The sequence below is a fragment of the Citrobacter sp. Cf072 genome, from assembly GCF_030334485.1.
Classification (GTDB): Bacteria; Pseudomonadota; Gammaproteobacteria; order Enterobacterales; family Enterobacteriaceae; genus Citrobacter; species Citrobacter freundii.
In genome coordinates this window covers 462,938-488,794 of sequence record NZ_JAOWDX010000044.1, presented here as the reverse complement: position 1 = coordinate 488,794, position 25,857 = coordinate 462,938, and the positions used below count along the sequence as shown (strand labels likewise).

Genomic DNA, 25,857 nt, shown 5'->3' with positions numbered 1-25,857 from the left:
CATGCCAATTACAGGCTGGAAACGTTCTCGGTCAGGTATTTTGCTACGCCGTCCGGAGAAGCGTTCATACCTTCTTTACCTTTTTCCCACTGTGCCGGGCATACGTCGCCGTGCTCTTCGTGGAACTGCAGCGCGTCAACCATGCGCAGCATTTCGTCGATGTTACGACCCAGCGGCAGATCGTTAACCACCTGGTGGCGAACAACGCCGTTAGCGTCGATCAGGAAAGAACCGCGCAGAGCAACGCCAGCTTCCGGGTGCTCGATGCCGTAGGCTTTCTGGATTTCGCGTTTAATGTCAGCAACCATTGCGTATTTCACTGCACCGATGCCGCCTTTGTCGACAGGGGTGTTACGCCATGCGTTGTGGACAAATTCAGAGTCGAAGGAAACGCCAACAACTTCAACGCCGCGTTTCTGGAATTCTTCGTAACGTTTGTCGAATGCGATCAGTTCAGACGGGCAAACGAAGGTGAAGTCCATCGGCCAGAAGAACAGAACGGTAGTTTTACCGTTGGTATGCTGTTTGAAGTTGAAGTTTTCAACGATCTCACCGCTACCCAGTACCGCAGCTGCTGTGAAATCCGGAGCCTGACGAGTTACCAGTACCATATAATTCTCCTGCAATGTTAAGGGGTTTTTGGAACGCAACGCGGGCCAGTATAGAGAGTGTTCGTGAATAAGACAAAGAGGCGTTGGCAATCAATGAGACAGGTTTTGTCTATCAATCTTTTGCCGGATGACGGCTACGGCTTATCCGGCGGGGAATGCGGGTTGCAATCAAAGGGTTTTACGCCGCGCCTGGTCCATCATTTGCGGATAAAACTGCCAGAATCGCTCTTCTAACGCATCGTAATGCGTATTGAGGTCATACCATGAGTCGCGTAGGGCATCGAGCCGTGGACGGCGGCTGGCCATGCCGTTCAGGACGTTCTGGATAAAATCCATGTCCCGGTAGCGCTCAAGCCATTTCTCTGACCATATATAGTTATTCAGATTGATAAAGCGTGGCGGCGATTCCGGCAAAATAGTGGTTACCTGGGTACGGGCATAGCGCACAAAGTCCGTCAGCGGGAAGTCAGGGGAGATCTCCGACCAGTGGCGCGACAGAAAATGATCCCACATGACATCCAGCGTAATCGGCGCGACGCGGCGCGTTTCGCTACGAAACCATTCTTTGGCTTCACGCACCTGCGGCAGGTTATCTGTCATCACGTCGATACGACGATGCATGAAGATGCCTTCTACCACATCAGGCGAGTAGTGCGTTTCCGGATTACCCCGGACAAAATCGGCCAGCAGATTGCCGGAAAGCGAACTGTCGGCAAGGTGAGCGAGATGCAAATGTGCAAGAAAATTCATCGTTAAATGTTTATCCAGAGGGGTAAAGGTTGCAGGGAGAACGCCCCGGCACTAGACTACCCGCCTCTTATTTTAGTCTGAGTCAGTGTCATGCGCGTTACCGATTTCACCTTTGAACTACCCGAATCCCTGATTGCCCACTATCCGCAAGCTGAGCGCAGTAGCTGTCGCTTGCTGTCTTTGGACGGGCCGACGGGCGCGCTGACGCACGGTACTTTCACCGATTTGCTCGATAAGCTCAACCCTGGCGATTTGCTGGTCTTTAACAACACCCGCGTCATTCCTGCGCGTCTGTTTGGTCGTAAAGCCAGCGGCGGTAAAATTGAAGTGCTGGTCGAGCGTATGCTGGATGACAAACGTATTCTGGCGCATATTCGTGCCTCGAAAGCGCCGAAACCGGGCGCCGAGCTGCTGCTGGGCGATGACGAAAGCATTAAAGCAACGATGGTGGCGCGCCATGACGCGCTGTTTGAAGTTGAGTTTAACGACGAACGCAGCGTGCTGGATATCCTCAACGCGATTGGCCATATGCCGTTGCCGCCGTATATCGACCGTCCGGATGAAGACGCCGACCGCGAGCTGTACCAGACCGTGTACAGCGAAAAACCGGGTGCCGTCGCTGCGCCGACCGCGGGTCTGCATTTTGACGATCCGCTGCTGGCTAAACTGCGCGATAAAGGCATTGAAATGGCGTTCGTCACCCTGCACGTTGGAGCGGGCACTTTCCAGCCGGTGCGCGTAGACACTATTGAAGACCACATTATGCACTCCGAATATGCGGAAGTGCCGCAGGATGTGGTGGACGCGGTGCTGGCGGCGAAAGCGCGCGGTAACCGCGTGATTGCGGTGGGCACCACCTCCGTACGTTCACTGGAAAGTGCGGCGCAGGCGGCCAAAAACGATCTAATCGAGCCGTTCTTCGGCGATACACAAATCTTTATTTATCCAGGCTATAAATATCAGGTGATTGATGCTCTGGTCACCAACTTCCACCTGCCGGAATCGACACTGATTATGCTGGTTTCCGCATTTGCTGGTTATAAAAACACCATGCACGCCTATCATGAAGCGGTAAAAGCGGAATATCGCTTTTTTAGTTACGGGGATGCGATGTTTATCACGTACAATCCGCAGGCTATTTCTGAGCGTGTCGGGGAATAAGTTTCCGGCATGAGTGTTTAAAACGTCGGACTGTTTTTCTGACGCAGGAGTGAAGATGAAATTTGAACTGGATACCACAGACGGTCGCGCTCGCCGCGGCCGCCTGGTTTTTGATCGTGGCGTAGTAGAAACGCCTGCTTTTATGCCGGTCGGTACTTACGGCACAGTAAAAGGCATGACGCCGGAAGAAGTTGAAGCGACCGGCGCACAGATCATCCTCGGCAACACTTTCCACCTGTGGCTACGCCCGGGGCAGGAAATCATGAAACTGCACGGCGATCTGCACGATTTTATGCAGTGGAAAGGGCCGATCCTCACCGATTCCGGCGGCTTCCAGGTGTTCAGCCTGGGCGATATCCGGAAGATAACCGAACAAGGCGTGCATTTCCGTAACCCGATCAACGGCGATCCGATTTTCCTCGATCCCGAGAAGTCGATGGAGATTCAATACGATCTCGGTTCCGATATCGTGATGATCTTCGACGAATGTACACCGTATCCGGCCGACTGGGACTATGCTAAACGCTCGATGGAGATGTCTCTGCGTTGGGCGAAGCGCAGCCGTGACCGTTTTGATAGCCTCGGCAACAAAAATGCGCTTTTTGGCATCATTCAGGGCAGTGTTTACGAAGATTTACGTGATATCTCCGTCAAAGGTCTGGTAGATATCGGCTTTGATGGCTACGCTGTCGGCGGTTTGGCTGTCGGTGAGCCGAAGGAAGATATGCACCGCATTCTGGAACATGTTTGCCCGCAGATTCCGGCAGATAAACCGCGTTACCTGATGGGCGTCGGTAAACCAGAAGATCTGGTTGAAGGCGTGCGTCGCGGTATCGATATGTTTGACTGTGTGATGCCAACGCGAAATGCCCGTAATGGTCATTTGTTTGTGACTGACGGCGTGGTAAAAATTCGTAACGCGAAACATAAAAGCGACACCAGTCCGCTCGATTCTGAGTGTGATTGCTACACCTGTCGCAATTATTCGCGCGCTTACTTGCATCATCTCGACCGTTGCAACGAAATATTGGGCGCGCGTCTCAACACGATTCATAACCTTCGCTACTACCAGCGTTTGATGGCGGGTTTACGCAAGGCTATTGAAGAGGGTAAATTAGAGAGCTTCGTGACCGATTTTTACCAACGTCAGGGTAGACCAGTTCCACCTGTGAACGTTGATTAATTTTAATAATGAGGGAATTTGAATGAGCTTTTTTATTTCTGATGCGGTAGCGGCAACAGGTGCTCCGGCGCAGGGCAGCCCGATGTCTCTGATTCTGATGCTGGTGGTGTTTGGTCTGATTTTCTACTTCATGATCCTGCGCCCGCAGCAAAAGCGTACCAAAGAACACAAAAATCTGATGAACTCCATTGCGAAAGGCGATGAAGTGCTGACTAACGGTGGTCTGGTGGGTCGCGTGACCAAAGTAGCAGAATCTGGCTACATCGCTATCGCGCTGAACGACACCACTGAAGTGGTTATTAAACGTGATTTCGTAGCTGCCGTTCTGCCGAAAGGCACCATGAAGGCGCTGTAATTTATTGTTTTCCCAAAGGGAACTGCCGTGTTAAACCGTTATCCTTTGTGGAAGTATGTCATGCTGATCGTCGTGATTGTCGTCGGTCTGCTCTATGCGCTTCCCAACCTGTATGGTGAGGATCCGGCTGTTCAAATCACTGGCGTGCGCGGTGCCGCCGCCAGTGAGCAAACGCTGATCCAGGTCCAGAAAACGTTACAAGAAGATAAAATCACACCTAAGTCTGTGGCTCTGGAAGAGGGTGCTATTCTCGCGCGCTTCGACTCCACTGATACCCAACTGCGCGCACGTGAAGTATTAATGGGCGTACTGGGCGATCAGTACGTCGTGGCGCTTAACCTTGCTCCGGCAACCCCGCGCTGGCTGGCTGCCATTCATGCAGAACCGATGAAACTCGGCCTTGACCTGCGTGGCGGTGTTCACTTCCTGATGGAAGTGGATATGGATACCGCGCTGAGTAAGTTGCAGGAACAAAATATCGATAGCCTGCGCAGCGATCTGCGTGAAAAAGGCATTCCTTATACTACCGTTCGCAAAGAAGATAACTACGGTCTGAGCATCACTTTCCGTGATAGCAGCGCCCGTGATGAAGCTATCTCTTACTTGAGCAAACGTCACCAGGATCTGGTTATTTCCAGCCAGGGCAGCAATGCACTGCGTGCTGTAATGACCGATGCGCGCCTGAGCGAAGCCCGTGAGTACGCGGTACAGCAGAACATCAACATTCTGCGTAATCGTGTTAACCAACTGGGTGTTGCTGAGCCGGTGGTACAACGTCAGGGCGCTGACCGCATCGTGGTCGAACTGCCGGGTATTCAGGATACCGCGCGTGCGAAAGAAATTCTGGGCGCAACCGCGACGCTGGAGTTCCGTCTGGTAAACACCAACGTTGACCAGTCCGCTGCAGCATCGGGTCGTGTTCCGGGTGATTCGGAAGTGAAACAGTCTCGTGAAGGTCAGCCTGTTGTGCTGTACAAGCGCGTGATCCTGACCGGTGACCATATCACCGATTCTACTTCCAGCCAGGACGAATACAATCAGCCGCAGGTTAACATCTCGCTGGATAGCGCGGGTGGTAACATCATGTCCAACTTCACCAAGGACAACATCGGTAAGCCGATGGCGGCCCTGTTCGTGGAGTACAAAGACAGCGGTAAGAAAGATGCTAACGGTCGTGCAGTACTGGTGAAACAGGAAGAGGTGATTAACATTGCCAATATCCAGTCTCGCCTGGGTAACAGCTTCCGTATCACCGGTATCAACAACCCGAACGAAGCGCGTCAGCTTTCTCTGCTGTTACGTGCCGGTGCGTTGATTGCGCCGATTCAGATTGTGGAAGAACGTACCATCGGCCCAACCCTGGGTATGCAGAACATTAAACAGGGTCTGGAAGCGTGTCTGGCCGGTCTGGTGGTGTCTATCCTGTTCATGATCTTCTTCTATAAGAAGTTCGGTCTGATTGCGACCAGTGCGCTGATTGCTAACCTGGTATTGATTGTCGGTATTATGTCGTTGCTGCCGGGCGCTACGCTAAGTATGCCGGGGATTGCGGGGATTGTCTTAACCCTTGCCGTCGCGGTCGATGCGAACGTACTGATCAACGAACGTATCAAAGAAGAGTTGAGTAACGGGCGTTCGGTGCAGCAGGCCATCAACGAAGGTTATGCGGGCGCATTTAGCTCCATCTTTGATGCGAACATTACGACGCTGATCAAGGTCATCATCCTGTACGCAGTTGGCACCGGGGCAATTAAAGGGTTCGCGATTACTACCGGTATTGGTGTGGCGACGTCGATGTTTACCGCGATTGTCGGTACACGTGCCATCGTAAACCTGTTGTATGGCGGCAAGCGCGTCAAAAAGCTGTCAATCTGAGGAGTGCGAAGTGGCACAGGAATATACTGTTGAACAATTAAACCACGGCCGTAAAGTCTGGGACTTTATGCGCTGGGACTACTGGGCTTTCGGCATTTCAGGTTTCCTGCTGATTGCGGCCATCGTGGTGATGGGCGTACGCGGGTTTAACTGGGGGCTCGATTTCACCGGTGGTACGGTTATTGAAATCACGCTGGAAAAACCGGCCGATATGGACGTGATGCGCGATGCGCTGGAGAAAGCGGGCTTCGTTGATCCGCTTCTGCAGAACTTCGGCAGCAGCCACGACATTATGGTACGTATGCCGCCAACTGAAGGTGCGGACGGCGGCCAGGTGCTGGGCAGCAAAGTGTTGAGTGTGATTAACGAATCCACCAACCAAAACGCCGCGGTGAAGCGAATTGAATTCGTGGGTCCGAGCGTGGGGGCTGATCTGGCGCAAACCGGTGCGATGGCGCTGATGGCGGCGCTGATCTCCATCCTGGTGTACGTCGGTTTCCGCTTTGAGTGGCGACTGGCGGCGGGGGTGGTTATCGCTCTGGCGCACGACGTGATTATCACACTTGGGATCCTGTCGTTGTTCCATATCGAGATTGACCTGACTATCGTCGCATCACTGATGTCGGTAATCGGTTACTCGCTGAACGATAGTATCGTTGTATCTGACCGTATTCGTGAAAACTTCCGCAAAATTCGTCGCGGTACGCCTTACGAAATCTTTAACGTGTCACTGACTCAAACGCTGCACCGTACGTTGATTACGTCCGGTACAACGTTGATGGTTATTCTGATGCTGTTCCTGTTCGGTGGTCCGGTACTGGAAGGCTTCTCGCTGACGATGCTGATCGGTGTTTCCATCGGTACCGCATCCTCTATCTACGTGGCATCGGCGCTGGCGCTGAAGCTGGGTATGAAGCGTGAGCACATGCTGCAGCAGAAGGTCGAGAAAGAAGGGGCGGATCAACCGTCGATTCTTCCTTAACCATTAAGAGTGAAGATACTGGAATCCCGATCATAAGGTCGGGATTTTTTTTGCCTGTGAATTAGCGACAGGCAATTATCTTTTCCTGTCGCCATACTACTGACAGTATGCTGTCAGTAGTCCTGTCTTATAGTCCTTCTGAGATTACCCACACAGGCAGGAGGAAGTATGAGCAACGTAATTAATTGGTTTGAAATCCCTGTAGCACAAATGGATCGCGCCATCGCTTTTTATGAACCAGTGATGCAGGTTTCTTTGCGTCGGGAGAACATGGACTGCGCTGAGCTGGCCGTATTTCCGCATCAGGATCCCGCTCCCGGCGGGGCGCTGGCTAAATTTGAAGGTATTACTCCTTCAGCGCAGGGCGCTATTATTTATCTGCATACGGACGATTTGACTGCAACGCTTGAACGCGTCGCCACTGCTGGCGGTCAGTGTGTGTTTGGCCCACTCGAACTGGGGCAGGACATTGGTACGATTGCGCTATTTACTGACAGCGAAGGCAATCGTGTTGGTTTACATCAACCCGCGTAATATTTTCAGCACTGAGGATTAAAATGAGCAGACGCGCCGACCGCTTGTTTCAGATTGTACAAATCCTGCGTGGCAGGCGAGTGACAACGGCGGCGCTGCTGGCAGAACGTCTTGAAGTTTCTGAACGGACGATTTATCGCGATATCCGCGATCTCTCTTTATCCGGCGTGCCCATTGAAGGCGAAGTGGGCAGTGGATACCGCTTAATGGCGGGGTTTGATCTGCCGCCGTTGATGTTAACTCAGCACGAATCAGAAGCGTTGATGGTAGCGATTCGGTTGCTGAAAACATGGGGCGGGGATTCACTCTCACAGGCGCTGGAATCAGCACAGGAAAAAGTGTTGGCGATATTGCCGCCAGAGAGTCGGCGCAGAGCCGAGCAAACGCGGATTTTCGCGCCAGATTTTGGTAATCAGCCGCATTCACGCAGTGCGTTCGATCTCATACATCGCGCGGTTTCAGCTCAGCAGGTGCTGGCGCTGCATTATCGCGATGAGTCCGGGAACCTCTCGTGGCGCGACGTTCAGCCGCTGGGTTTATTTTTCTGGGGCGAGCACTGGCTGCTGGTTGGCTGGTGCGAGAAGCGTGATGATTATCGTTGCTTTCGCGTTGATCGATGTCTGAAGATCACGCCACTCGACAGGCACTTTCGCGAATCTGCGGAGCGTTCGCTAAGTGACTTTTTACGTAAAGTACGCTGTGAAGACCAGCCATAAAAAAGCCAGCGGTTAAGCTGGCTTGTTTTCGATAAATTGTCTGGATTAGAAGTTGTAACCTACGACCAGGTAACCACCCCAACCGGTAGATTTCGCGCTGAAATCGCCTTCGCCCCAGTTCAGAGTATCCCCACCTTTCCACTGACCGCCGTTATGGAAGTAACGCGCTACGACAGAGTAGTGCCAGTGATCGTAGTTCAGCGCCAGGACGTGGCTGGAAGCGATAGAGTTGCTGGTGCGGTTCGGGTCATCACCCAAATCTGAGCCCCAGTCGAAGTTGGTGAAGCCGATGTAGGTCAGTTGGCCGCCCCAAACCTGGGTGATCGGCACAAAGTATTTCACTTTGAAACGGTAGCCATCCCACTCGTTTTCGTTGGATGCGCCATAGTTCTGCCACTGGTATTTAGCATAGACGTTCAGGGACAGACCCATCGGCAGACCGGTATCGATATCGGTACCCAGACCCATATACCAGGTGCTCTGGCGGCTGGCTTTGTTATCACCCATGTCGTAGATGTAGTTGTTGGCGAAGTACCATTCTTTGAACGGACCAAAGCTCAGGTCAGCGCCGGTCAGTTTGTCGATGGAGAAACGCGGTTCGATTTCCATAAACAACGGGGAACCGTCAGACCAGATACCTTTATCGTTGCCGTTACCCCAGTCGAAGGTTTTCGGAATATCGATGTAGCCATAGAAATCAAACCAGTCTTTTTTGGCAAATGCTTCGTATTCCAGATACACGTCGTTGTTCAGTTTCGGAGAGAAACGGGTGTGATAGCTACCCACCACGTTAACGCTCTGGTGCCACCAGTCGGACAGATATTGCGGTTTGTCATTTTCTGCTGCGTTGGCAGTAAAAGACGAGGAGAGCGCCAGCACTGCACCGGCTGCAAGTAATGTTTTTTTCATATGTATGCCACTGTTTGAAATCCCTTTCGGGAGTGAAAAATGCGCAATTTGCGTTTCTAAATATTTCGTAATTCTTCGGAGCCTATTATAAAAATCATTGTTCACAAAAATATGTCTTGTTTCACAGTTCTATCATTTACGTAATCGATTGCGTTCACGTTTGCGTACTTTAGGCGGCGAATTGTACTGGCTCTCATGAATGTTGCCAAGTTTTACCAGAAATATCGGTTATGTCAGGGGAGTAACAAAATGGAGCGGAGTGATGTTGCGGAACGCACAAAACGTTCCGCAAAAAAGTTTATTGGCTAACAGGCTGGATGTCGTGGATGCGAACAAATCCTAACCTCTCTGGAGTGAGGCCATTTATCTGCAACGGAATGTCTACGTCGCTGGGAGCAAGAATACTCGCCGGAGCGTTGACCAACTGGTTGTGAACGTTCACTTCCTGATAGTTGTCCGTGGTGCCCTGAATTTGCCCGTATTCGACGGTGGCGCTAAAGGCGGGTAAAGGCGTGTTGGATTCACCCTGAATCCGTAGCGTCAGGCGCGAACCATCCGCGTTAGGCGCAATGTTTACCAGCGACATGCGTAAAGTGCCAATCTGGCTGTCCAGTCGTGCCGGGGTTTTGGAACCCGGTAGCAGATAGACGCCGCTGGTTGATTTTGCATTCAACATATTTTGCTGCGTAATTTTTACTGTTTCCTGATTAAGCTGCGCCATCTCTTTATTCAATGTGCTAACGCTTTGATGCATCTGGCGTACTTCGCTTTGCTGTGCGCAGGCACTAAGACTAAAGAGACTTCCCACCAGGAGAATTCTTAGGTAACGTCTTGTCATTGTGATTACTTCCTTCATTGTCGCGATAGCATAATGGTAGTGTGGACTGAGCACGAAGGCATCGATCCTTTGTCTCAAAAGCGCAGTGCCTTTGTTGTCACGGCAGTTCAGGGTAAAATAGATTCTGTTAACCACTGAGGTACAGGACGCCGTATGCATTGCCCATTCTGTTTCGCCGTAGACACTAAGGTAATTGACTCTCGTCTTGTAGGCGAGGGCTCCTCGGTACGCCGCCGTCGGCAGTGTCTGGTCTGTAACGAACGTTTCACCACTTTTGAAGTGGCTGAACTTGTCATGCCGCGCGTTGTGAAAAGCAACGACGTGCGTGAACCCTTTAATGAAGAAAAGCTGCGTAGCGGCATGCTCAGAGCGCTTGAGAAACGGCCTGTTAGCGCGGATGACGTCGAAATGGCGTTAAACCATATCAAATCACAGCTGCGTGCGACTGGTGAGCGTGAGGTGCCGAGCAAGATGATTGGCAACCTGGTGATGGAGCAGTTGAAAAAGCTCGATAAAGTCGCCTACATCCGCTTTGCCTCTGTCTACCGGAGTTTCGAAGATATCAAAGAATTTGGCGAAGAGATTGCTCGCCTACAGGACTAAGCCATGCAGGATGAATTGTACATGGCGCGTGCGCTGAAGCTTGCTGCGCGCGGACGTTTTACCACTCACCCCAACCCCAACGTAGGCTGCGTGATTGTGAAGGATGGGGAGATCGTCGGTGAAGGATATCATCACCGTGCGGGCGAACCGCATGCCGAAGTTCATGCTCTGCGGATGGCTGGAGAAAAAGCGCAAGGGGCAACGGCCTATGTGACGCTTGAACCCTGTAGTCATCATGGTCGCACGCCGCCGTGTTGCGATGCGCTGATTGCGGCGGGTGTATCGCGAGTGGTTGCGGCGATGCAGGATCCCAATCCGCAGGTCGCAGGACGTGGGCTCTACCGTTTGCAGCAGGCGGGCATCGACGTCAGCCACGGGCTGATGATGAGCGAAGTTGAGCAACTGAATAAAGGCTTTCTCAAGCGCATGCGTACGGGATTCCCGTATCTGCAGCTTAAGCTTGGCGCGTCGCTTGATGGCCGTACGGCGATGGCCAGCGGTGAAAGCCAGTGGATTACCTCACCACAGGCGCGCCGCGATGTGCAACGCTTGCGCGCGCAAAGCCATGCCATTTTAACCAGCAGTGCTACGGTGCTGGCAGACGACCCTCAGCTTACCGTGCGTTGGTCGGAGCTTGGGGAGTCAACTCAGGCGAGTTACCCGCAGGAAGAGCTGCGCCAGCCAATCCGCATTGTTCTGGATAGCCAGAATCAGGTCACGCCGGAGCATCGTATTGTGCAACAGCCGGGAGAAACCTGGATTGTCCGGACTGAAGACGACCCTCGTAGCTGGCCGGAGACGGTTCGTAGCCTGAAGGTGCCGGAACATAACGGGCATCTGGATCTGGTGGTGCTGATGATGCAACTGGGCAAACAGCAAATTAACAGCATTTGGGTTGAAGCAGGTCCAACGCTCGCGGGGGCATTATTACAGGCCGGTTTGGTCGATGAGCTAATCGTGTATGTTGCGCCTAAACTGTTAGGCAGCGATGCGCGAGGATTATGTGTGCTTCCAGGCCTTGAGAAACTGGCTGACGCACCCCATTTTAAATTCAATGAGATACGCCAGGTGGGCCCGGACGTTTGCCTGCATTTAACGACTGCGTGAGGCTTTCTGATTTAGAGGAAGCAGCGCACAGAATATTATGATAAAATCCGCCCCCCTTACGGGGCCATAAATCGAACCCGAAGGAAGAATATGAACATTATTGAAGCTAACGTTGCTACCCCGGACGCTCGCGTCGCCATCACCATTGCGCGTTTCAACAACTTTATCAATGACAGCCTGCTGGAAGGGGCTATCGACGCCCTGAAACGTATTGGCCAGGTTAAAGATGAAAACATTACCGTTGTTTGGGTTCCAGGTGCATATGAGCTGCCGCTGGCCGCTGACGCACTGGCAAAAACCGGTAAATACGACGCGGTAATTGCGCTTGGTACGGTGATCCGTGGCGGTACCGCGCACTTCGAATATGTGGCTGGCGGTGCAAGCAATGGCCTGGCGCATGTCGCTCAGGACAGTGGCATTCCGGTAGCCTTCGGTGTTCTGACCACCGAAAGTATTGAACAAGCCATCGAACGTGCTGGCACTAAAGCCGGCAACAAAGGCGCAGAAGCTGCACTGACTGCGCTTGAAATGATTAATGTATTGAAAGCCATTAAGGCCTGATTTTTGTAAGGGGAAATCCGTGAAACCTGCTGCTCGTCGCCGCGCCCGTGAGTGTGCCGTCCAGGCGCTCTACTCCTGGCAGTTGTCCCAGAACGACATCGCTGATGTTGAATACCAGTTCCTGGCGGAACAGGACGTTAAAGATGTCGACGTTCTGTATTTCCGTGAACTGCTGTCCGGGGTGGCGACTAACAGCGCGTACCTGGATGGATTAATGAAGCCTTACCTGTCTCGTCTGTTAGAAGAGCTGGGTCAGGTAGAAAAAGCCGTACTGCGTATTGCGCTGTTTGAACTGTCTAAACGTAGTGATGTGCCGTACAAAGTGGCCATCAACGAAGCGATTGAACTGGCGAAAACCTTCGGCGCTGAAGATAGCCATAAATTCGTGAACGGCGTACTGGATAAAGCAGCACCTGTGATTCGCCCCAACAAAAAGTAATCCCGAGGCCGGCTGGATGGTGGAACCTGTTTCCGCTGTCCCCGGCTTTTTCTTTTTTTTCTGCTGAGGCATAACGTATGGCATGCGGCGAGTTTTCCCTGATTGCCCGTTATTTTGACCGCGTAAGAACGTCTCGTCTTGATGTCGAAACCGGTATTGGTGACGACTGCGCACTCCTGAATATCCCTGAAAAACAGACGCTGGCGATCAGTACCGATACGCTGGTGGCAGGCAATCACTTCCTCCCCGACATTGATCCCACCGATCTCGCCTGGAAAGCACTGGCGGTGAATTTGAGCGATCTGGCGGCGATGGGGGCCGATCCTGCGTGGTTGACGCTGGCACTCACGTTACCTGACGTTGATGAAGCCTGGCTTGAAGCCTTCAGTGATGGCCTGTTTGAACTGCTTAATTACTATGATATGCAGCTGATTGGCGGTGACACCACGCGTGGGCCACTGTCGATGACGTTGGGTATCCATGGCTACGTTCCTGTAGGACGGGCCTTAAAACGCTCTGGTGCGAAGCCGGGGGACTGGATTTATGTTACCGGTACGCCGGGAGACAGCGCGGCGGGGCTGGCGATTTTACAGAATCGGTTGCAGGTTGGAGATGCAAAAGACGCAGACTATCTGCTTAAACGCCATCTGCGTCCCACGCCGCGTATTTTGCAGGGACAAGCCCTGCGCGATCTGGCCAGTGCGGCTATCGATATCTCCGATGGCCTGATTTCCGATCTGGGGCATATCGTTAATGCCAGCGGCTGTGGCGCGCGGGTTAACGTCGATGCGCTGCCTTACTCCACGGCATTCGCCCGGCACGTTGAGCCGGAACAGGCCCTACGCTGGGCGCTCTCGGGCGGTGAAGATTATGAGTTATGCTTTACCGTACCGGAAATTAACCGTGGTGCGCTGGATGTGGCGCTGGGAAATCTCGGCGCAGCGTTTACCTGCATTGGGCAGATGAGCGCAGACGTGGAAGGCATTCACTTTACGCGCGATGGAAAATCCGTCACGTTTGACTGGAAAGGATATGACCATTTTGCCGCGCCTTAAAAAAGATGTCGCCAAAAGCCGCCTGAGTATGCGCAATCCGTGGCACCTGCTAGCCACCGGTTTTGGCAGCGGGTTGAGCCCAATTGTTCCTGGCACGATGGGATCGCTGGCGGCGATCCCTTTTTGGTATTTAATGACCTTTCTACCGTGGCAGCTGTATTCACTGGTGGTGATGTTATCTATCTGTATCGGCGTTTATCTGTGCCATCAAACGGCGAAAGATATGGGTGTGCACGATCACGGTAGCATTGTCTGGGACGAGTTTGTCGGGATGTGGATTACCCTGATGGCGCTGCCGACCAATGACTGGCAGTGGGTTGCCGCCGGATTTGTGATTTTCCGTATTCTGGATATGTGGAAGCCGTGGCCGATTCGTTGGTTCGATCGCAACGTGCATGGCGGGACGGGGATCATGATCGACGATATTGTGGCCGGAATACTCTCTGCCGGAATTTTGTATTTTATCGGTCATCACTGGCCGGTAGGTATCATTTAACCCTTTTGGGGGGCTGTTGTAGGCCCGATAAGCGTCGCGCCATCGGGCAATCAGTGCCGGATGCGCTATGCTTATCGGGCCTACAATTAGTCATCGCTAATACTTATTTAAATCCCACCACCGGATGCTGTTTGTACGGCGTTTCCAGCTCGGCAATCTGCTCCGGCTTCAGCGTTAAATCCACCGCATTGAGCAACTCATCCAGCTGTTCCTCGCGCGATGTGCCGATAATCGGCGCTGCCACCCCCGGTTTGCTCAGCAGCCAGGCCAGCGCAACCTGCGCGCGCGTTACGCCCAGTTCCTCACTGACGCCGGTCAGCCGTGCGGCAATTTGCGCGTCGTTTTCATCGCTCTCGTTGTACAAATTTTTACCGACTTCATCGGAAACCAGGCGTGCTGTCGTTTCTCCCCATGGGCGCGTCAGGCGTCCACGTGCCAGCGGACTCCAGGGGATCACTGCCACGCCTTCCTGATAGCACAGTGGCAGCATTTCGCGTTCTTCTTCGCGGTAGATCAGATTGTAGTGATCCTGCATGCTAACGAACTGTGCCCAACCGTGTTGCTTCTGTAAGGCCAGCGCCTGAGCAAACTGCGAAGCGTGCATGGATGAGGCGCCGATATAGCGCGCTTTACCGGCTTTCACGACGTCGTTCAGCGCTTCCAGGGTTTCTTCAATAGGTGTGTTGTAATCCCAGCGGTGAATTTGCAGGATGTCGACATAGTCCATACCCAGACGTCGGAGGCTGTCGTCGATTGAGCGCAGGATTTGTGCGCGGGATAATCCTTCTGCTAAATCATCAACCTGGTGAAAAACCTTGGTAGCGACCACGACATCTTCGCGGCGGGCGAAATAACGCAGCGCGCGACCGACAATCTCTTCGCTACTGCCAGCGGAGTAGCTGTTGGCGGTATCGAAAAAGTTAATGCCGCCCTCAAGGGCGTGTTTGATTATCGGGCGGCTGCTTTCTTCAGGTAGCGTCCAGGCGTGATTGCCGCGATTAGGCTCGCCAAACGTCATGCAGCCCAGGCAAAGGCGGGAGACCCGTAGGTCGGTTTTTCCTAAAATGTTGTATTTCATCAATCCACTCCTGCTTAGCTCGTGATGAATTAAGCATAGCAGGAGCGGGGAGGGGTTTATGCCAGCCAGGCCTTGATTTTGGCCTCAATTCCGACGGCATTCAGACCCAGATCGGCGCGAGCTTCATCCTGAGTTCCCTGCGGGATGAAGAAGTCTGGCAGGCCAATGTTCAGCACCGGGACGGGCTTACGATGGGCCATCAGCACTTCGTTTACACCGCTGCCAGCACCACCCATAATGGCGTTCTCTTCAATGGTAACCAGCACCTCGTGTTGGGCAGCCATTTCAAGGATCAACGTTTCATCCAGGGGTTTCACAAAACGCATATCGACCAGCGTGGCGTTCATCGACTCTGCGACCTGAGCGGCTTCCGGCATCAGGGTACCGAAGTTGAGAATTGCCACTTTCTCCCCGTGACGTTTCACTATACCTTTCCCGATAGGCAGTTGTTCCAGCGGGGTCAACTCTACGCCCACCGCGTTACCGCGCGGGTAGCGCACGACTGTTGGACCGTCGTTGTAGTGATAGCCGGTGAACAGCATCTGGCGGCATTCGTTTTCATCACTCGGGGTCATAATGACCATTTCCGGGATGCAGCGCAGGAAGGAAAGATCGAACGCCCCTTGATGGGTTTGGCCATCTGCGCCAACAATTCCTGCCCGGTCAACGGCGAACAGAACTGGCAGTTTCTGGATGGCGACATCATGCAGCACCTGATCGTAGGCGCGCTGCAGGAAGGTCGAGTAAATAGCCACGACCGGCTTATAGCCGCCAATCGCCAGACCGGCAGCAAACGTCACCGCGTGCTGTTCGGCGATCGCCACATCGAAGTAGCGGTCCGGAAACTTACGTGAAAATTCCACCATACCGGAGCCTTCGCGCATCGCCGGGGTGATTGCCATCAGCTTATTGTCTTTCGCCGCGGTTTCGCACAGCCAGTCACCGAAGATTTTTGAATAGCTCGGCAGGCCGCCGCTGCTTTTCGGCAGGCATCCGCTGGATGGATCGAATTTTGGTACCGCGTGGAAGGTGATTGGATCTTTTTCTGCCGGCTCGTAACCACGACCTTTTTTGGTCATGATGTGCAGGAACTGCGGGCCTTTCAGATCGCGCATGTTCTTCAGTGTGGTGATAAGCCCCAGCACGTCGTGACCGTCCACCGGACCGATATAGTTAAATCCCAGTTCTTCAAACAGCGTACCCGGCACAACCATGCCTTTGATGTGTTCTTCGGTACGTTTGAGCAGCTCTTTAATCGGCGGTACGCCGGAGAAGACTTTTTTCCCTCCTTCGCGTAGCGAGGAGTAGAGTTTGCCAGAGAGTAGTTGCGCCAGATGATTGTTCAGCGCGCCAACGTTCTCTGAAATCGACATTTCATTGTCGTTGAGGATAACCAGCATGTCGGGCTTAATATCGCCTGCGTGGTTCATCGCTTCAAACGCCATCCCGGCGGTGATAGCGCCGTCGCCAATCACACATACGGTATGACGTTCTTTGCCTTCTTTCTCAGCGGCAACCGCAATACCGATACCTGCGCTGATGGAGGTTGAAGAGTGCCCAACGCTCAGTACGTCATACTCGCTCTCACCGCGCCACGGGAACGGATGCAAACCGCCTTTCTGACGAATGGTGCCGATTTTATCACGGCGTCCGGTCAGTATTTTGTGCGGGTAAGCCTGATGTCCTACATCCCAGATTAACTGGTCAAACGGGGTATTGTAGACATAGTGCAGCGCGACGGTGAGTTCCACCGTGCCCAGACCAGAGGCGAAGTGCCCGCTGGAACGGCTTACGCTGTCGAGCAAATAGCGGCGCAGTTCGTCGCAAAGCTTTGGCAGGCTCTCTTTTGGCAGCAGACGTAACTCCTGGGTGGAGTCGACCAGCGCCAGGGTCGGGTATTTGGCTATATCAAAACTCATCGCAAGCTCATGGGATATGTTGGTTTATTTATCACGCTGGATTATGTAGTCCGCTAGCGCTTCCAGTGCCGAGGTATCGAGTGACTGTGCGGCCAGCAAACTTAGCGACTGGCGGGCATCCTCGATTAAATCCCGGGCTTTATTCTGGGCTTGCTCAAGACCCAGAAGTGCAGGATAGGTACTTTTGCCAAGCTGCTGGTCAGCACCCTGACGTTTACCCAATGTTGCAGTATCGCCTACCACATCCAGGATGTCATCCTGAACCTGGAAGGCCAGACCGATGCTTTCTGCGTATTTGTCGAGTATTGCCAAGCATTCTCGCCCTTTATCGCCTGCGCTTAATGCCCCCAGACGTACGGCGGCGCGAATCAATGCCCCGGTTTTATGGCGGTGAATACGCTCCAGCGCATCCAGCTCAACCTGATGACCTTCAGCTTCCAGATCCAGTGCCTGACCGCCGCACATACCGGCGATACCGCTGGCCTGAGCCAGTTCAGAGATCATCGCGATGCGGTCACGGTCAGATACTTCCGGCATTGGAGCGTCGCTGATAATGGAGAATGCCAGCGTTTGCAGTGCATCTCCGGCCAGGATCGCGTTTGCCTCACCAAATTTTACGTGGCAAGTCGGCAGACCGCGGCGCAGGTCGTCGTCGTCCATCGCGGGTAAATCATCGTGCATCAGCGAATAGGCGTGAATGCATTCGACGGCGGCAGCGGGAGCATCAAGCGTACTCAGGCTGACACCAAACATCTGACCGGTCGCATACACCAGAAACGGGCGCAGGCGTTTACCGCCTAATAATGCGCCATATTGCATGGTTTCGACCACGGGAGTGTTCTGAAAGGGCAGTGGCGCGATAAAACGGCTCAGTGCCAGGTTGGCCTGCTCAACGCAAGCCTGTAACTGCTGCGTAAAATCCATTTACTCATTATCCGGTGTAAAAGGCGTAAGGGCCGCGTCTTCAGTATCTGACAGCAGGATTTGTACGCGCTGTTCAGCCTGTTGCAATTTGACCTGTCCCTGACGCGCCAACTGTACGCCACGTTCGAATTCGTTCAACGCTTCTTCTAACGGCAGGTCGCCGCCTTCCAGACGGGTAACAATTTGTTCCAGCTCGCTCAGCGCGGTTTCAAAACTGGCGGGCGCTTCATTTTTCTTCGGCATAATGAATGTCTGACTCTCTGTATTGGCAGCACAAGACTATGGTAACGGACTCGCACTGATAAGCAAATAACGCGCAATGTGCACAGTAGCCGCGTGATGGTGGTATACTTGCGCGCCTGGATGCAGTCGCGGGTATGGGCTGCTGTATTTTTTTCCATTACAAGTCATTCAGACTTGCCTAAGAACCATTGCCGCCATGAAGTTTATCATTAAATTGTTCCCAGAAATCACCATCAAAAGCCAATCTGTGCGTTTGCGCTTTATAAAAATTCTGACAGGGAACATTCGTAACGTTTTAAAGCACTATGATGAAGACCTTGCCGTTGTCCGTCACTGGGATCACGTTGAGGTTCGCGCTAAAGATGAAAGCCAGCGCCTGGACATTCGCGACGCGCTGACCCGTATTCCGGGGATCCACCACATTCTTGAAGTAGAAGACGTGCCGTTTACCGATATGCACGATATTTTCGAGAAAGCACTGGTGCAGTATCGCGATCAACTGGAAGGTAAAACCTTCTGCGTACGCGTTAAGCGTCGTGGTAAGCATGAGTTTAGCTCCATTGAGGTGGAACGTTATGTTGGCGGTGGACTGAACCAGCATATTGAATCCGCGCGCGTGAAGCTGACGAAGCCGGACGTGACGGTTAATCTTGAAATCGAAAACGACCGTCTGTTGCTGGTTAAAGGCCGCTATGAAGGTATTGGCGGTTTCCCAATTGGTACGCAGGAAGACGTACTGTCGCTGATCTCCGGTGGTTTCGACTCCGGCGTGTCCAGCTACATGCTGATGCGTCGCGGCTGCCGCGTGCACTACTGCTTCTTCAACCTTGGCGGGGCAGCGCATGAAATCGGTGTTCGCCAGGTGGCGCATTACCTGTGGAATCGCTTCGGTAGTTCGCATCGCGTGCGTTTTGTTGCTATCAACTTTGAACCGGTGGTTGGTGAGATCCTGGAGAAAGTTGATGACGGCCAGATGGGCGTGGTTCTCAAGCGTATGATGGTTCGCGCGGCGTCGAAAGTCGCTGAGCGCTACGGCGTACAGGCGCTGGTAACCGGTGAAGCACTGGGCCAGGTGTCCAGTCAGACGCTGACCAACCTGCGTTTGATCGATAACGTATCAGACACCCTGATCCTGCGCCCACTTATCTCCCATGATAAAGAGCACATCATCAATCTGGCGCGTGAAATTGGCACCGAGGATTTTGCTCGTACCATGCCGGAATACTGCGGTGTAATTTCAAAAAGCCCGACGGTGAAAGCGATCAAATCGAAGATTGAGGCCGAAGAAGAAAACTTCGATTTCTCTATCCTCGATAAAGTGGTTGAAGAAGCGAATAATATTGATATTCGCGATATCGCCCAGCAGACGCAGCAAACCGTGGTAGAAGTGGAAACCGTGAGCGGTTTCGGCCCGAACGATGTGATCCTGGATATCCGTTCTGTGGATGAACAGGATGATAAACCGCTGAAGGTTGACGGCGTGGACGTCGTTTCTCTGCCGTTCTACAAGCTGAGCACCAAATTCGGCGATCTGGACCAGAGCAAAACCTGGCTGCTGTGGTGTGAACGCGGGGTGATGAGCCGCCTGCAGGCGCTTTATCTGCGCGAGCAGGGCTTTGAGAACGTGAAGGTGTATCGCCCGTAATTGAGTAAACACCGTGTTGTAGGCCGGATAAGGCGGTTACGCCGCCATCCGGCAATGCAACGATATTATTCAAAACGCACAGGAAGCGTCTTCCCGTTCGACTCCCAGACGCCTTGATAGACACCGTCTTTTAACTCCAGCGTTATCTTCTCTTGCGCTTGTTCAGCAGCAGATGTCTTCAGTTCATAATGTTGATTGTCGGCTGTATCGCATTTGCCGGTTAATTCAATCGGTGCGCCAAATTTCTGGTAAAAGTAAGCCCCTTCAAAAAAATCACCGTATTTGCAGTCCACCTTCAACACAATACGCATGCTTTTTCCCAGCGTGCCGTACATGACTTTGCCGTCAATGCCGGGCGCTGGGGAAACCTGTGTTGTACTCTTTGCGCCAGTCAGATACTGGCCGTATGGCGTGAGCTGATTATGCAGTTCTGCGGTTGGGATTTTCGTGGTGAAATCACCCAACTCGTCGAGTGCGCGGCTGGCGTGGTTGCTACAGCGTCCGTTCAGGAAGGCCAGATGGTCTTTTTGCAGGGAGAATTTGTCGATGTAGTACAAACCGTCGGTGTAGGTTGCGCACGATGCGTAGAATTCGGCGTAGTTAAAAACTTCACCTTTCTCTTCTTTTATTTGTTCTGGTGTTTGCGATTTATGCGCATCAACAAATGTGTCGATTTGGCCACGGATATCTTTTCTGATGCGAGTATTTAATTCGGCCATCGTAGAACGGGAAAAGAGGTCGTTGAGGGTAATTGCCGCGCCGTTGGCTAAATCGAAGCTGAGCGGTACATTGTACGATTCGCAATACGCTCCGCAGCCTTCGACAAACATATTCATGGTCAGGATTTTTTCGTCGCGAAATTCAACCGTGTAGTTAAGGTTTGCGGTGGGATTCATGGCTGATTTCGCAAACTGGTTTACTGTGGCCTGCGGAGTATTACCCGGTAGCTGATTGATAAAGGTTGCGAAAATATAATCGTTAATACGTTTCGCAACCTTGGGGTTATCCGTCGAGGAAAACCATGGCACGCGATATTGCATTTCAGTGCTTCCGGGATAGCGATACTCAATACTCTTTATGTCGAGTTGCGTCGCAGTGGCATAACCGGAAAGGAGCAGTAAAGCCACTCCACTTAGATATCCTTTCATTATGATTCCTTATAAGGGAGTGGCCTGAAGATTTATTCGTAGTAGTTATAGATTCCCGCTGCCATCACCAGTTGTGACGCAACTTCGTAAGCCTTTTCACGACTGACCAGAAGATCAATGATTTTCAAACCGAAATCGATTGAGGTTCCCGGTCCCTGGCTGGTTAACAAGTTGACGCGTGGATCCCACACGACACGCTTGTCCTGCCATTGATCCGCGGGGATCTTGTCTTTCAGCGCCGGGTAGCCGGTCATGTTACCGATGGGAAAAATGTCGTGTGGGACGAGGACGGTCGCGGCAGCGGCGCAGATTGCCGCGACAATGCGTCCGGAGCGATGAAACTGCTTCACGGTTTCGACCAGCAGAGGGCTGTCGCGAAAGCACTCGGCGCCTTTGACACCACCGGGCAGTACGATAATGTCGAAATCGCCGTCAGCTACTTCGACTAATGGCGCATCCGCCAGCAGTTTCACACCGCGCGAGCACACGATCGTCAGGTTGCCATCGCTGGCGACGCTGGCGGTTGTGACCTTAATTCCGCCGCGAACCAGTAGATCGATAGTAGTAACCGCTTCGGTTTCTTCACTACCAGGGGCGAGACATACCAGTGCTTGAGCGCTCATACTCACTTTCCTTTCTTTTAACCATTTCAAACAGGCGGGCATTTTCCGGAACGGCGATGCCGTGCGCGCGTGCACGTTTTAACAAATAACCGGTAATGTAGTCGATCTCGGTATGACGCATGGCGCGAATGTCCTGCAGCATAGATGAGATATTTTCCGCCGTACTGTCAATCACTTGCTCGACATAATAGCGTAAATCATCCGCTGATGTGTGGTGGCCTTCGCGTTCGATCACCGCTGCCACTTCCTCACAGATGAGCGCTATTTTTTCGGGATGATGGCGTAGCTCACCGTTTGGGCAATCCCATAATGCGGTCAGCGGGTTAATGACGCAGTTGACGGCCAGCTTGCGCCACAGCTCGGCGCGAATGGTGTTGTGCCAGGCGACGTCCGGCAGCACCTCTTGCAGGGTTTCAGCCAGATAGCTGAAATCGCCGTCTTGCTCACGCGCCGGCCCAATACGCGTTGTTCCCTGAGCGACATGAATGATGACGTTCCCGTCACGGCGTGCTGCGTGGGTGGTGGTTCCCATCAGCAAGGGTTGCTTAATGTTATGTAACTCTTCAATCGTCCCCATGCCGTTGTGAATAAGCAGAATGGGCGTGGTTTCAGGCAGAATTGCAGACAGGCCTTTTACCGCATCAGAAACTTGCCAGGCCTTCAGAGTGACCAGCAGCAGGTCGCTTTTTGCCAAAAAGTCGGGATCATTTGCCGTCAGGGATTCATTAAAAACTGAGCCATCCGTGTCGATCAGGTTTACGCTGCAGTAGGGTTGCGGTACGCGCAGCCACCCTTGCACCTCATGTCCATGTTTGCACAGCGCTGTAAGCCATAGCTGTCCTAACGCTCCACATCCCAGTACGGTAATTTTCATTCTTCCTCCTCACCTGCAACAGCACCAGGTGTTAATCCATATCGACCGCACCCTATTATTGTTCGCAGATGTCGCTACCACGTACAATGAAAGGATACAGCCTAGTATAGCGCTGTCTGTTGAGTAACTTTGCAGGTATTATGCTTCGCATCAAAAATGAAGGGAGAGGAAAAGATGCCATCTTTCGATATTGTCTCTGAAGTTGATCTTCAGGAAGCCCGTAACGCGGTGGATAACGCTAGCCGTGAAGTCGAGTCACGCTTTGATTTTCGTGGCGTTGAAGCCACTTTTGAGCTGAATGAGTCAAATAAGACGATTAAGGTGCTGAGCGAGTCTGATTTTCAGGTTAATCAGCTGCTGGATATTTTGCGTGCCAAGCTGCTCAAACGCGGTATTGAAGGCACGTCGCTGGACGTACCAGAGACCTTCGTGCACAGTGGTAAAACCTGGTTTGTTGAAGCTAAGCTGAAGCAGGGCATTGAAAGCGCAGTGCAAAAGAAAATCGTTAAGCTGATCAAAGACAGCAAGCTGAAGGTGCAGGCGCAGATTCAGGGCGAAGAAATTCGTGTGACCGGTAAGGCGCGTGACGATCTGCAATCCGTCATGGCGCTGGTTCGCGGTGGTGATCTCGGCCAGCCGTTCCAGTTTAAAAACTTCCGTGATTAAGTCGTAATGCCTGATCCGGCCTACAGGTCGCACACGCTATTTGTAGGCCAGACGAGACGTTAGTTACCATCCGGTAATCATCACGTCTGGCTGATGGTCTGCTCAACCTCAAATCGATTGGTGACTTTGCTGTCGATTTTCACGTAGGCCGAATGCTCTTTCGCCACAATTAACACTTCGCTTATTCCTTCTTTTGCCAGCAGGCGCTGCTTTAACGTGTCATCTGCGGCAATTTCTGGTGGAATTTCCACACGCAGGCTGCTGACATACGGCGGCTCTTTCATTGTGCTTGCCACAATCAACCAAACTGCCGCCAGCAGCGCACCGGCCAGAAATACGGCCTGACCATCAAACATTTCAACCACCCAACCGCCGAGCGAACCGCCAATCGCCACGCCAAGAAACTGGCTGGTGGAGTAAACACCCATTGCCGTGCCTTTGTAACCCGCAGGCGATTCTTTGCTGATAAGCGAGGGGAGGAGAGCTTCCATCAGGTTGAAGGCGAGGAAGAAAATCTGCACCCCCGCAATCAGGCCCCAGAAACGCACGTTAGCGCTCCACAATACAATCTCTGCAATAAGGATTAGTAACACGCAGGCGAGGAACACGCGTTTCATCTTGCGCTTCACTTCGGCGTAAATGATGAACGGCACCACGGAAACAAAGGATAGCAGCATCGTCACCAGATAAATTTTCCAGTGTTCTGCGGCGGGGAAACCGGCTTTCGCCAGTTGTCCTGGTAACGCGACGAAAGTGGACATCAGCAAAATGTGCAGGCACATAATGCCGAAATTGAGCTTCAGCAGTTTGGGCTCCGCCAGCACTTTGCTGAAGCTATCTTTTACCATGCCCGATTCACGGTTTAGTACGTGGCTGGTGCTATTGGGAACGACCCAAATGGTCAGCACGATACCCGTGGTAGCAAGGGCGGCAATCATCCAGAACAGCGCGTGGAGCCCCAGCGCATGGGTAACGATTGGCCCCAGCACCATCGCAATGGCAAAGGTGATACCAAAGCTGACGCCGATAAACGCCATCGCTTTGGTGCGGTTTTGCTCGCGGGTTAAGTCGGAAAGCAGCGCCATCACGGCCGCGGCAATTGCTCCGGAACCTTGCAATGCGCGACCAAGAATAATGCCCCAGATTGAATCGGAGAGCGCGGCAATCACGCTGCCGAGAACGAATACCGCCAGTCCGCCGACAATAAGCGGCTTACGACCAATGCGGTCAGAGAGCAGACCAAAGGGGATCTGGAAGACGGCTTGCGCCAGGCCGTAAATGCCGATGGCAAGGCCAATCAACGCTTCGCTGGCGCCCTGTAGCGCCATACCGTACGTGGTCAGAACCGGTAGAACCATAAACATGCCAAGCATGCGCAACGAGAATACGGTCCCTAAACCCCAGGTGGCGCGCAACTCACCGGGCGTCATTTTGTAATCGTTCATTCCCACCTCTGTATTAATTTCGCGCCTAGTGTAAAGCGCTAAGCAGGCTGGGTAAATATGCGCTTTATTAACAAATGTTGGGGTTGTGAGGGGAGTCGGCTGGAAACGAAAATGCCGGATGACGATACTCACGTATCTTATCCGGCCTACAAGCAATGTGCTTTTTTGTAGGCCGGATAAGGCGTCAGCCGCCATCCGGCATAGAAGATGTGACGATTAACTTACCAGACGTAAGTCAGCAGGTTCTGCGAGTTTGGCACCATAAAGTCGACGGACATCATCACGGAAAGCGCGGTAATGGCGATGATGGAGAAACCGAACAGCTTGCGCGCCCAGACTTTGTCATCTTCCACTTTATAACCGCGCAGCGCCATGCCCAACCACCAGACGCTCACCGCCGCAGCAACAATCAGGTATTTATAACCTGCATAGCCGCCCAGGGTTAGCATCAGCGTGGCGATAGCAAATGCGATGATATACAGCGTGATATGGTTTTTCGCGACGGAAATACCTTTCACCACCGGCAGTACTGGGATGTTGGCAGCCTGATAATCCTTAAAGCGGAAAATCGCAATCGCGTAAGAGTGCGGCATCTGCCACAGGCTGAAAATAGCCAGCAGAATCAGCGCACCGCTATCGAACTCACCGGTTACGGCGCAGTAGCCAATCACCGGCGGCGCAGCGCCGGAGAGTGAGCCAATCAGCGTGCCATAAACGGAATGGCGCTTCATGTACAGGCTATAGACGCCCACATAGACCACGAAGCCCATTACCCCCAGCCAGCAGGCCAGAGGGTTCGCGCCAAACCACAGCAGCATAAAGCCAGCAATACCCAGCAGGGTGGCGTATACCAGTGAGACCGCAGGGGAAATCAGACCTTTAACCAGCACGCGGTTTTTGGTCCTCTCCATCTTCCTGTCGATATCCCTGTCGATGTAGTTGTTAAATACACAACCTGACGCCACAACCAGTGACACCCCAACCAGCGTGTAGATAAACAGGGGATAATCAATGCTGCCTTTCGAGGCCAGCAGGAACCCCCCAATCACCGAGATCAGGTTGCCAAAGATGATGCCTGGTTTCGTTACTTGCAGGTATTGCTTAAACATCATAATCG

General features: G+C 52.8%; 28 protein-coding genes. 15 read left to right on the top strand and 13 right to left on the bottom strand.

Features of this window, described 5'->3' with window-relative positions; genetic code table 11:
* Positions 1-8: 8 nt before the first annotated feature.
* A complete protein-coding gene (locus tag OGX66_RS11370) occupies positions 9-611 on the bottom strand; it encodes a peroxiredoxin (protein ID WP_003021524.1) in 603 nt (200 codons plus the stop codon).
* A 168-nt stretch (positions 612-779) separates the two neighbouring features.
* The gene (gene acpH / locus OGX66_RS11365) at positions 780-1,361 is read right to left on the bottom strand and encodes an ACP phosphodiesterase (protein WP_016149694.1); all 582 of its coding nucleotides are present in this window, start codon (positions 1,359-1,361) and stop codon (positions 780-782) included.
* Positions 1,362-1,451: 90 nt separating this feature from the next.
* On the opposite strand from acpH, the gene queA reads away from it, so the two are divergent.
* The 7 genes from queA (at position 1,452) to OGX66_RS11330 (ending at position 8,167) form a co-directional block, all read left to right on the top strand.
* On the top strand, positions 1,452-2,522 hold the full coding sequence (gene queA / locus OGX66_RS11360) for a tRNA preQ1(34) S-adenosylmethionine ribosyltransferase-isomerase QueA (RefSeq protein WP_003021529.1): 1,071 nt from the start codon (positions 1,452-1,454) through the stop codon (positions 2,520-2,522).
* Between the two features lie 55 nt (positions 2,523-2,577).
* Positions 2,578-3,705: a tRNA guanosine(34) transglycosylase Tgt gene (gene tgt, locus OGX66_RS11355; protein WP_103771098.1), complete on the top strand. Its 1,128-nt coding sequence runs from the start codon at positions 2,578-2,580 to the stop codon at positions 3,703-3,705.
* A 22-nt stretch (positions 3,706-3,727) separates the two neighbouring features.
* Positions 3,728-4,060, top strand: coding sequence for a preprotein translocase subunit YajC (gene yajC, locus OGX66_RS11350; RefSeq protein WP_003021544.1), 333 nt, complete (start codon positions 3,728-3,730; stop codon positions 4,058-4,060).
* Between the two features lie 27 nt (positions 4,061-4,087).
* On the top strand, positions 4,088-5,935 hold the full coding sequence (secD, locus tag OGX66_RS11345; protein WP_286511527.1) for a protein translocase subunit SecD: 1,848 nt from the start codon (positions 4,088-4,090) through the stop codon (positions 5,933-5,935).
* Positions 5,936-5,945: 10 nt separating this feature from the next.
* Positions 5,946-6,917 (top strand): protein translocase subunit SecF, encoded by a 972-nt coding sequence (gene secF / locus OGX66_RS11340; protein WP_003021550.1) that lies wholly within the window; start codon positions 5,946-5,948, stop codon positions 6,915-6,917.
* Between the two features lie 168 nt (positions 6,918-7,085).
* The gene (locus OGX66_RS11335; RefSeq protein WP_054528147.1) at positions 7,086-7,451 is read left to right on the top strand and encodes a VOC family protein; all 366 of its coding nucleotides are present in this window, start codon (positions 7,086-7,088) and stop codon (positions 7,449-7,451) included.
* Between the two features lie 23 nt (positions 7,452-7,474).
* On the top strand, positions 7,475-8,167 hold the full coding sequence (locus OGX66_RS11330; protein WP_003835974.1) for a helix-turn-helix transcriptional regulator: 693 nt from the start codon (positions 7,475-7,477) through the stop codon (positions 8,165-8,167).
* Between the two features lie 45 nt (positions 8,168-8,212).
* On the opposite strand, the gene OGX66_RS11325 is transcribed toward OGX66_RS11330, so the two are convergent.
* Both OGX66_RS11325 and OGX66_RS11320 read right to left on the bottom strand, forming a co-directional pair.
* Complete coding sequence (locus OGX66_RS11325; protein WP_003021561.1) at positions 8,213-9,076, bottom strand: nucleoside-specific channel-forming protein Tsx; 864 nt, start codon at positions 9,074-9,076, stop codon at positions 8,213-8,215.
* Positions 9,077-9,374: 298 nt separating this feature from the next.
* Positions 9,375-9,914 (bottom strand): SadB/YajI family lipoprotein, encoded by a 540-nt coding sequence (locus OGX66_RS11320; protein ID WP_088902662.1) that lies wholly within the window; start codon positions 9,912-9,914, stop codon positions 9,375-9,377.
* 153 nt (positions 9,915-10,067) lie between these two features.
* On the opposite strand from OGX66_RS11320, the gene nrdR reads away from it, so the two are divergent.
* The 6 genes from nrdR (at position 10,068) to pgpA (ending at position 14,175) form a co-directional block, all read left to right on the top strand.
* Entirely contained in the window at positions 10,068-10,517 is a 450-nt protein-coding gene (gene nrdR / locus OGX66_RS11315) for a transcriptional regulator NrdR (RefSeq protein ID WP_003021571.1), read from the top strand.
* 3 nt (positions 10,518-10,520) lie between these two features.
* Complete coding sequence (gene ribD, locus OGX66_RS11310) at positions 10,521-11,624, top strand: bifunctional diaminohydroxyphosphoribosylaminopyrimidine deaminase/5-amino-6-(5-phosphoribosylamino)uracil reductase RibD (RefSeq protein WP_003021573.1); 1,104 nt, start codon at positions 10,521-10,523, stop codon at positions 11,622-11,624.
* 90 nt (positions 11,625-11,714) lie between these two features.
* Positions 11,715-12,185: a 6,7-dimethyl-8-ribityllumazine synthase gene (ribH, locus tag OGX66_RS11305; RefSeq protein WP_003021575.1), complete on the top strand. Its 471-nt coding sequence runs from the start codon at positions 11,715-11,717 to the stop codon at positions 12,183-12,185.
* Positions 12,186-12,204: 19 nt separating this feature from the next.
* On the top strand, positions 12,205-12,624 hold the full coding sequence (nusB, locus tag OGX66_RS11300) for a transcription antitermination factor NusB (protein WP_000801129.1): 420 nt from the start codon (positions 12,205-12,207) through the stop codon (positions 12,622-12,624).
* 77 nt (positions 12,625-12,701) lie between these two features.
* The gene (gene thiL / locus OGX66_RS11295; protein WP_003835968.1) at positions 12,702-13,679 is read left to right on the top strand and encodes a thiamine-phosphate kinase; all 978 of its coding nucleotides are present in this window, start codon (positions 12,702-12,704) and stop codon (positions 13,677-13,679) included.
* Positions 13,657-14,175: a phosphatidylglycerophosphatase A gene (pgpA, locus tag OGX66_RS11290; RefSeq protein WP_003021578.1), complete on the top strand. Its 519-nt coding sequence runs from the start codon at positions 13,657-13,659 to the stop codon at positions 14,173-14,175. Before thiL ends, pgpA begins: the two co-directional genes overlap by 23 nt.
* A 103-nt stretch (positions 14,176-14,278) precedes the next feature.
* Here the strand turns inward: pgpA and yajO are convergent, their stop codons facing one another.
* Genes yajO through xseB form a run of 4 tightly spaced genes read right to left on the bottom strand, consistent with a single transcriptional unit; the run spans position 14,279 to position 18,339 of the window.
* A complete protein-coding gene (gene yajO, locus OGX66_RS11285; RefSeq protein ID WP_088902661.1) occupies positions 14,279-15,253 on the bottom strand; it encodes a 1-deoxyxylulose-5-phosphate synthase YajO in 975 nt (324 codons plus the stop codon).
* Positions 15,254-15,309: 56 nt separating this feature from the next.
* Entirely contained in the window at positions 15,310-17,172 is a 1,863-nt protein-coding gene (gene dxs, locus OGX66_RS11280) for a 1-deoxy-D-xylulose-5-phosphate synthase (protein ID WP_270921573.1), read from the bottom strand.
* Between the two features lie 24 nt (positions 17,173-17,196).
* Positions 17,197-18,096: a (2E,6E)-farnesyl diphosphate synthase gene (gene ispA / locus OGX66_RS11275; RefSeq protein ID WP_270921574.1), complete on the bottom strand. Its 900-nt coding sequence runs from the start codon at positions 18,094-18,096 to the stop codon at positions 17,197-17,199.
* Positions 18,097-18,339, bottom strand: coding sequence for an exodeoxyribonuclease VII small subunit (gene xseB / locus OGX66_RS11270; protein ID WP_003021586.1), 243 nt, complete (start codon positions 18,337-18,339; stop codon positions 18,097-18,099).
* 196 nt (positions 18,340-18,535) lie between these two features.
* Here xseB and thiI point away from each other — a divergent pair, with 196 nt between their 5' ends.
* Complete coding sequence (gene thiI / locus OGX66_RS11265) at positions 18,536-19,984, top strand: tRNA uracil 4-sulfurtransferase ThiI (protein ID WP_003835961.1); 1,449 nt, start codon at positions 18,536-18,538, stop codon at positions 19,982-19,984.
* 65 nt (positions 19,985-20,049) lie between these two features.
* Here thiI and OGX66_RS11260 read toward each other — a convergent pair whose 3' ends face one another.
* The 3 genes from OGX66_RS11260 to panE are packed head-to-tail and all read right to left on the bottom strand — an operon-like array spanning position 20,050 to position 22,629.
* Positions 20,050-21,132 (bottom strand): hypothetical protein, encoded by a 1,083-nt coding sequence (locus OGX66_RS11260; protein WP_270921575.1) that lies wholly within the window; start codon positions 21,130-21,132, stop codon positions 20,050-20,052.
* Positions 21,133-21,164: 32 nt separating this feature from the next.
* Positions 21,165-21,755, bottom strand: a complete 591-nt coding sequence (yajL, locus tag OGX66_RS11255; RefSeq protein WP_057063754.1) for a protein deglycase YajL — start codon at positions 21,753-21,755, stop codon at positions 21,165-21,167.
* Positions 21,718-22,629 carry a 2-dehydropantoate 2-reductase gene (panE, locus tag OGX66_RS11250; RefSeq protein WP_003021593.1) on the bottom strand — a complete coding sequence of 304 codons (912 nt, stop codon included), beginning with the start codon at positions 22,627-22,629 and terminating at the stop codon, positions 21,718-21,720. Before panE ends, yajL begins: the two co-directional genes overlap by 38 nt.
* A 174-nt stretch (positions 22,630-22,803) precedes the next feature.
* Between panE and OGX66_RS11245 the strand changes: the two genes are divergently transcribed.
* Complete coding sequence (locus OGX66_RS11245; protein ID WP_003831002.1) at positions 22,804-23,295, top strand: YajQ family cyclic di-GMP-binding protein; 492 nt, start codon at positions 22,804-22,806, stop codon at positions 23,293-23,295.
* Between the two features lie 80 nt (positions 23,296-23,375).
* Here OGX66_RS11245 and OGX66_RS11240 read toward each other — a convergent pair whose 3' ends face one another.
* A complete protein-coding gene (locus OGX66_RS11240) occupies positions 23,376-24,740 on the bottom strand; it encodes an MFS transporter (RefSeq protein WP_139935156.1) in 1,365 nt (454 codons plus the stop codon).
* A gap of 221 nt (positions 24,741-24,961) precedes the next feature.
* Positions 24,962-25,852 carry a heme o synthase gene (cyoE, locus tag OGX66_RS11235; RefSeq protein WP_003835956.1) on the bottom strand — a complete coding sequence of 297 codons (891 nt, stop codon included), beginning with the start codon at positions 25,850-25,852 and terminating at the stop codon, positions 24,962-24,964.
* Between the last annotated feature and the right edge of the window lie 5 nt (positions 25,853-25,857).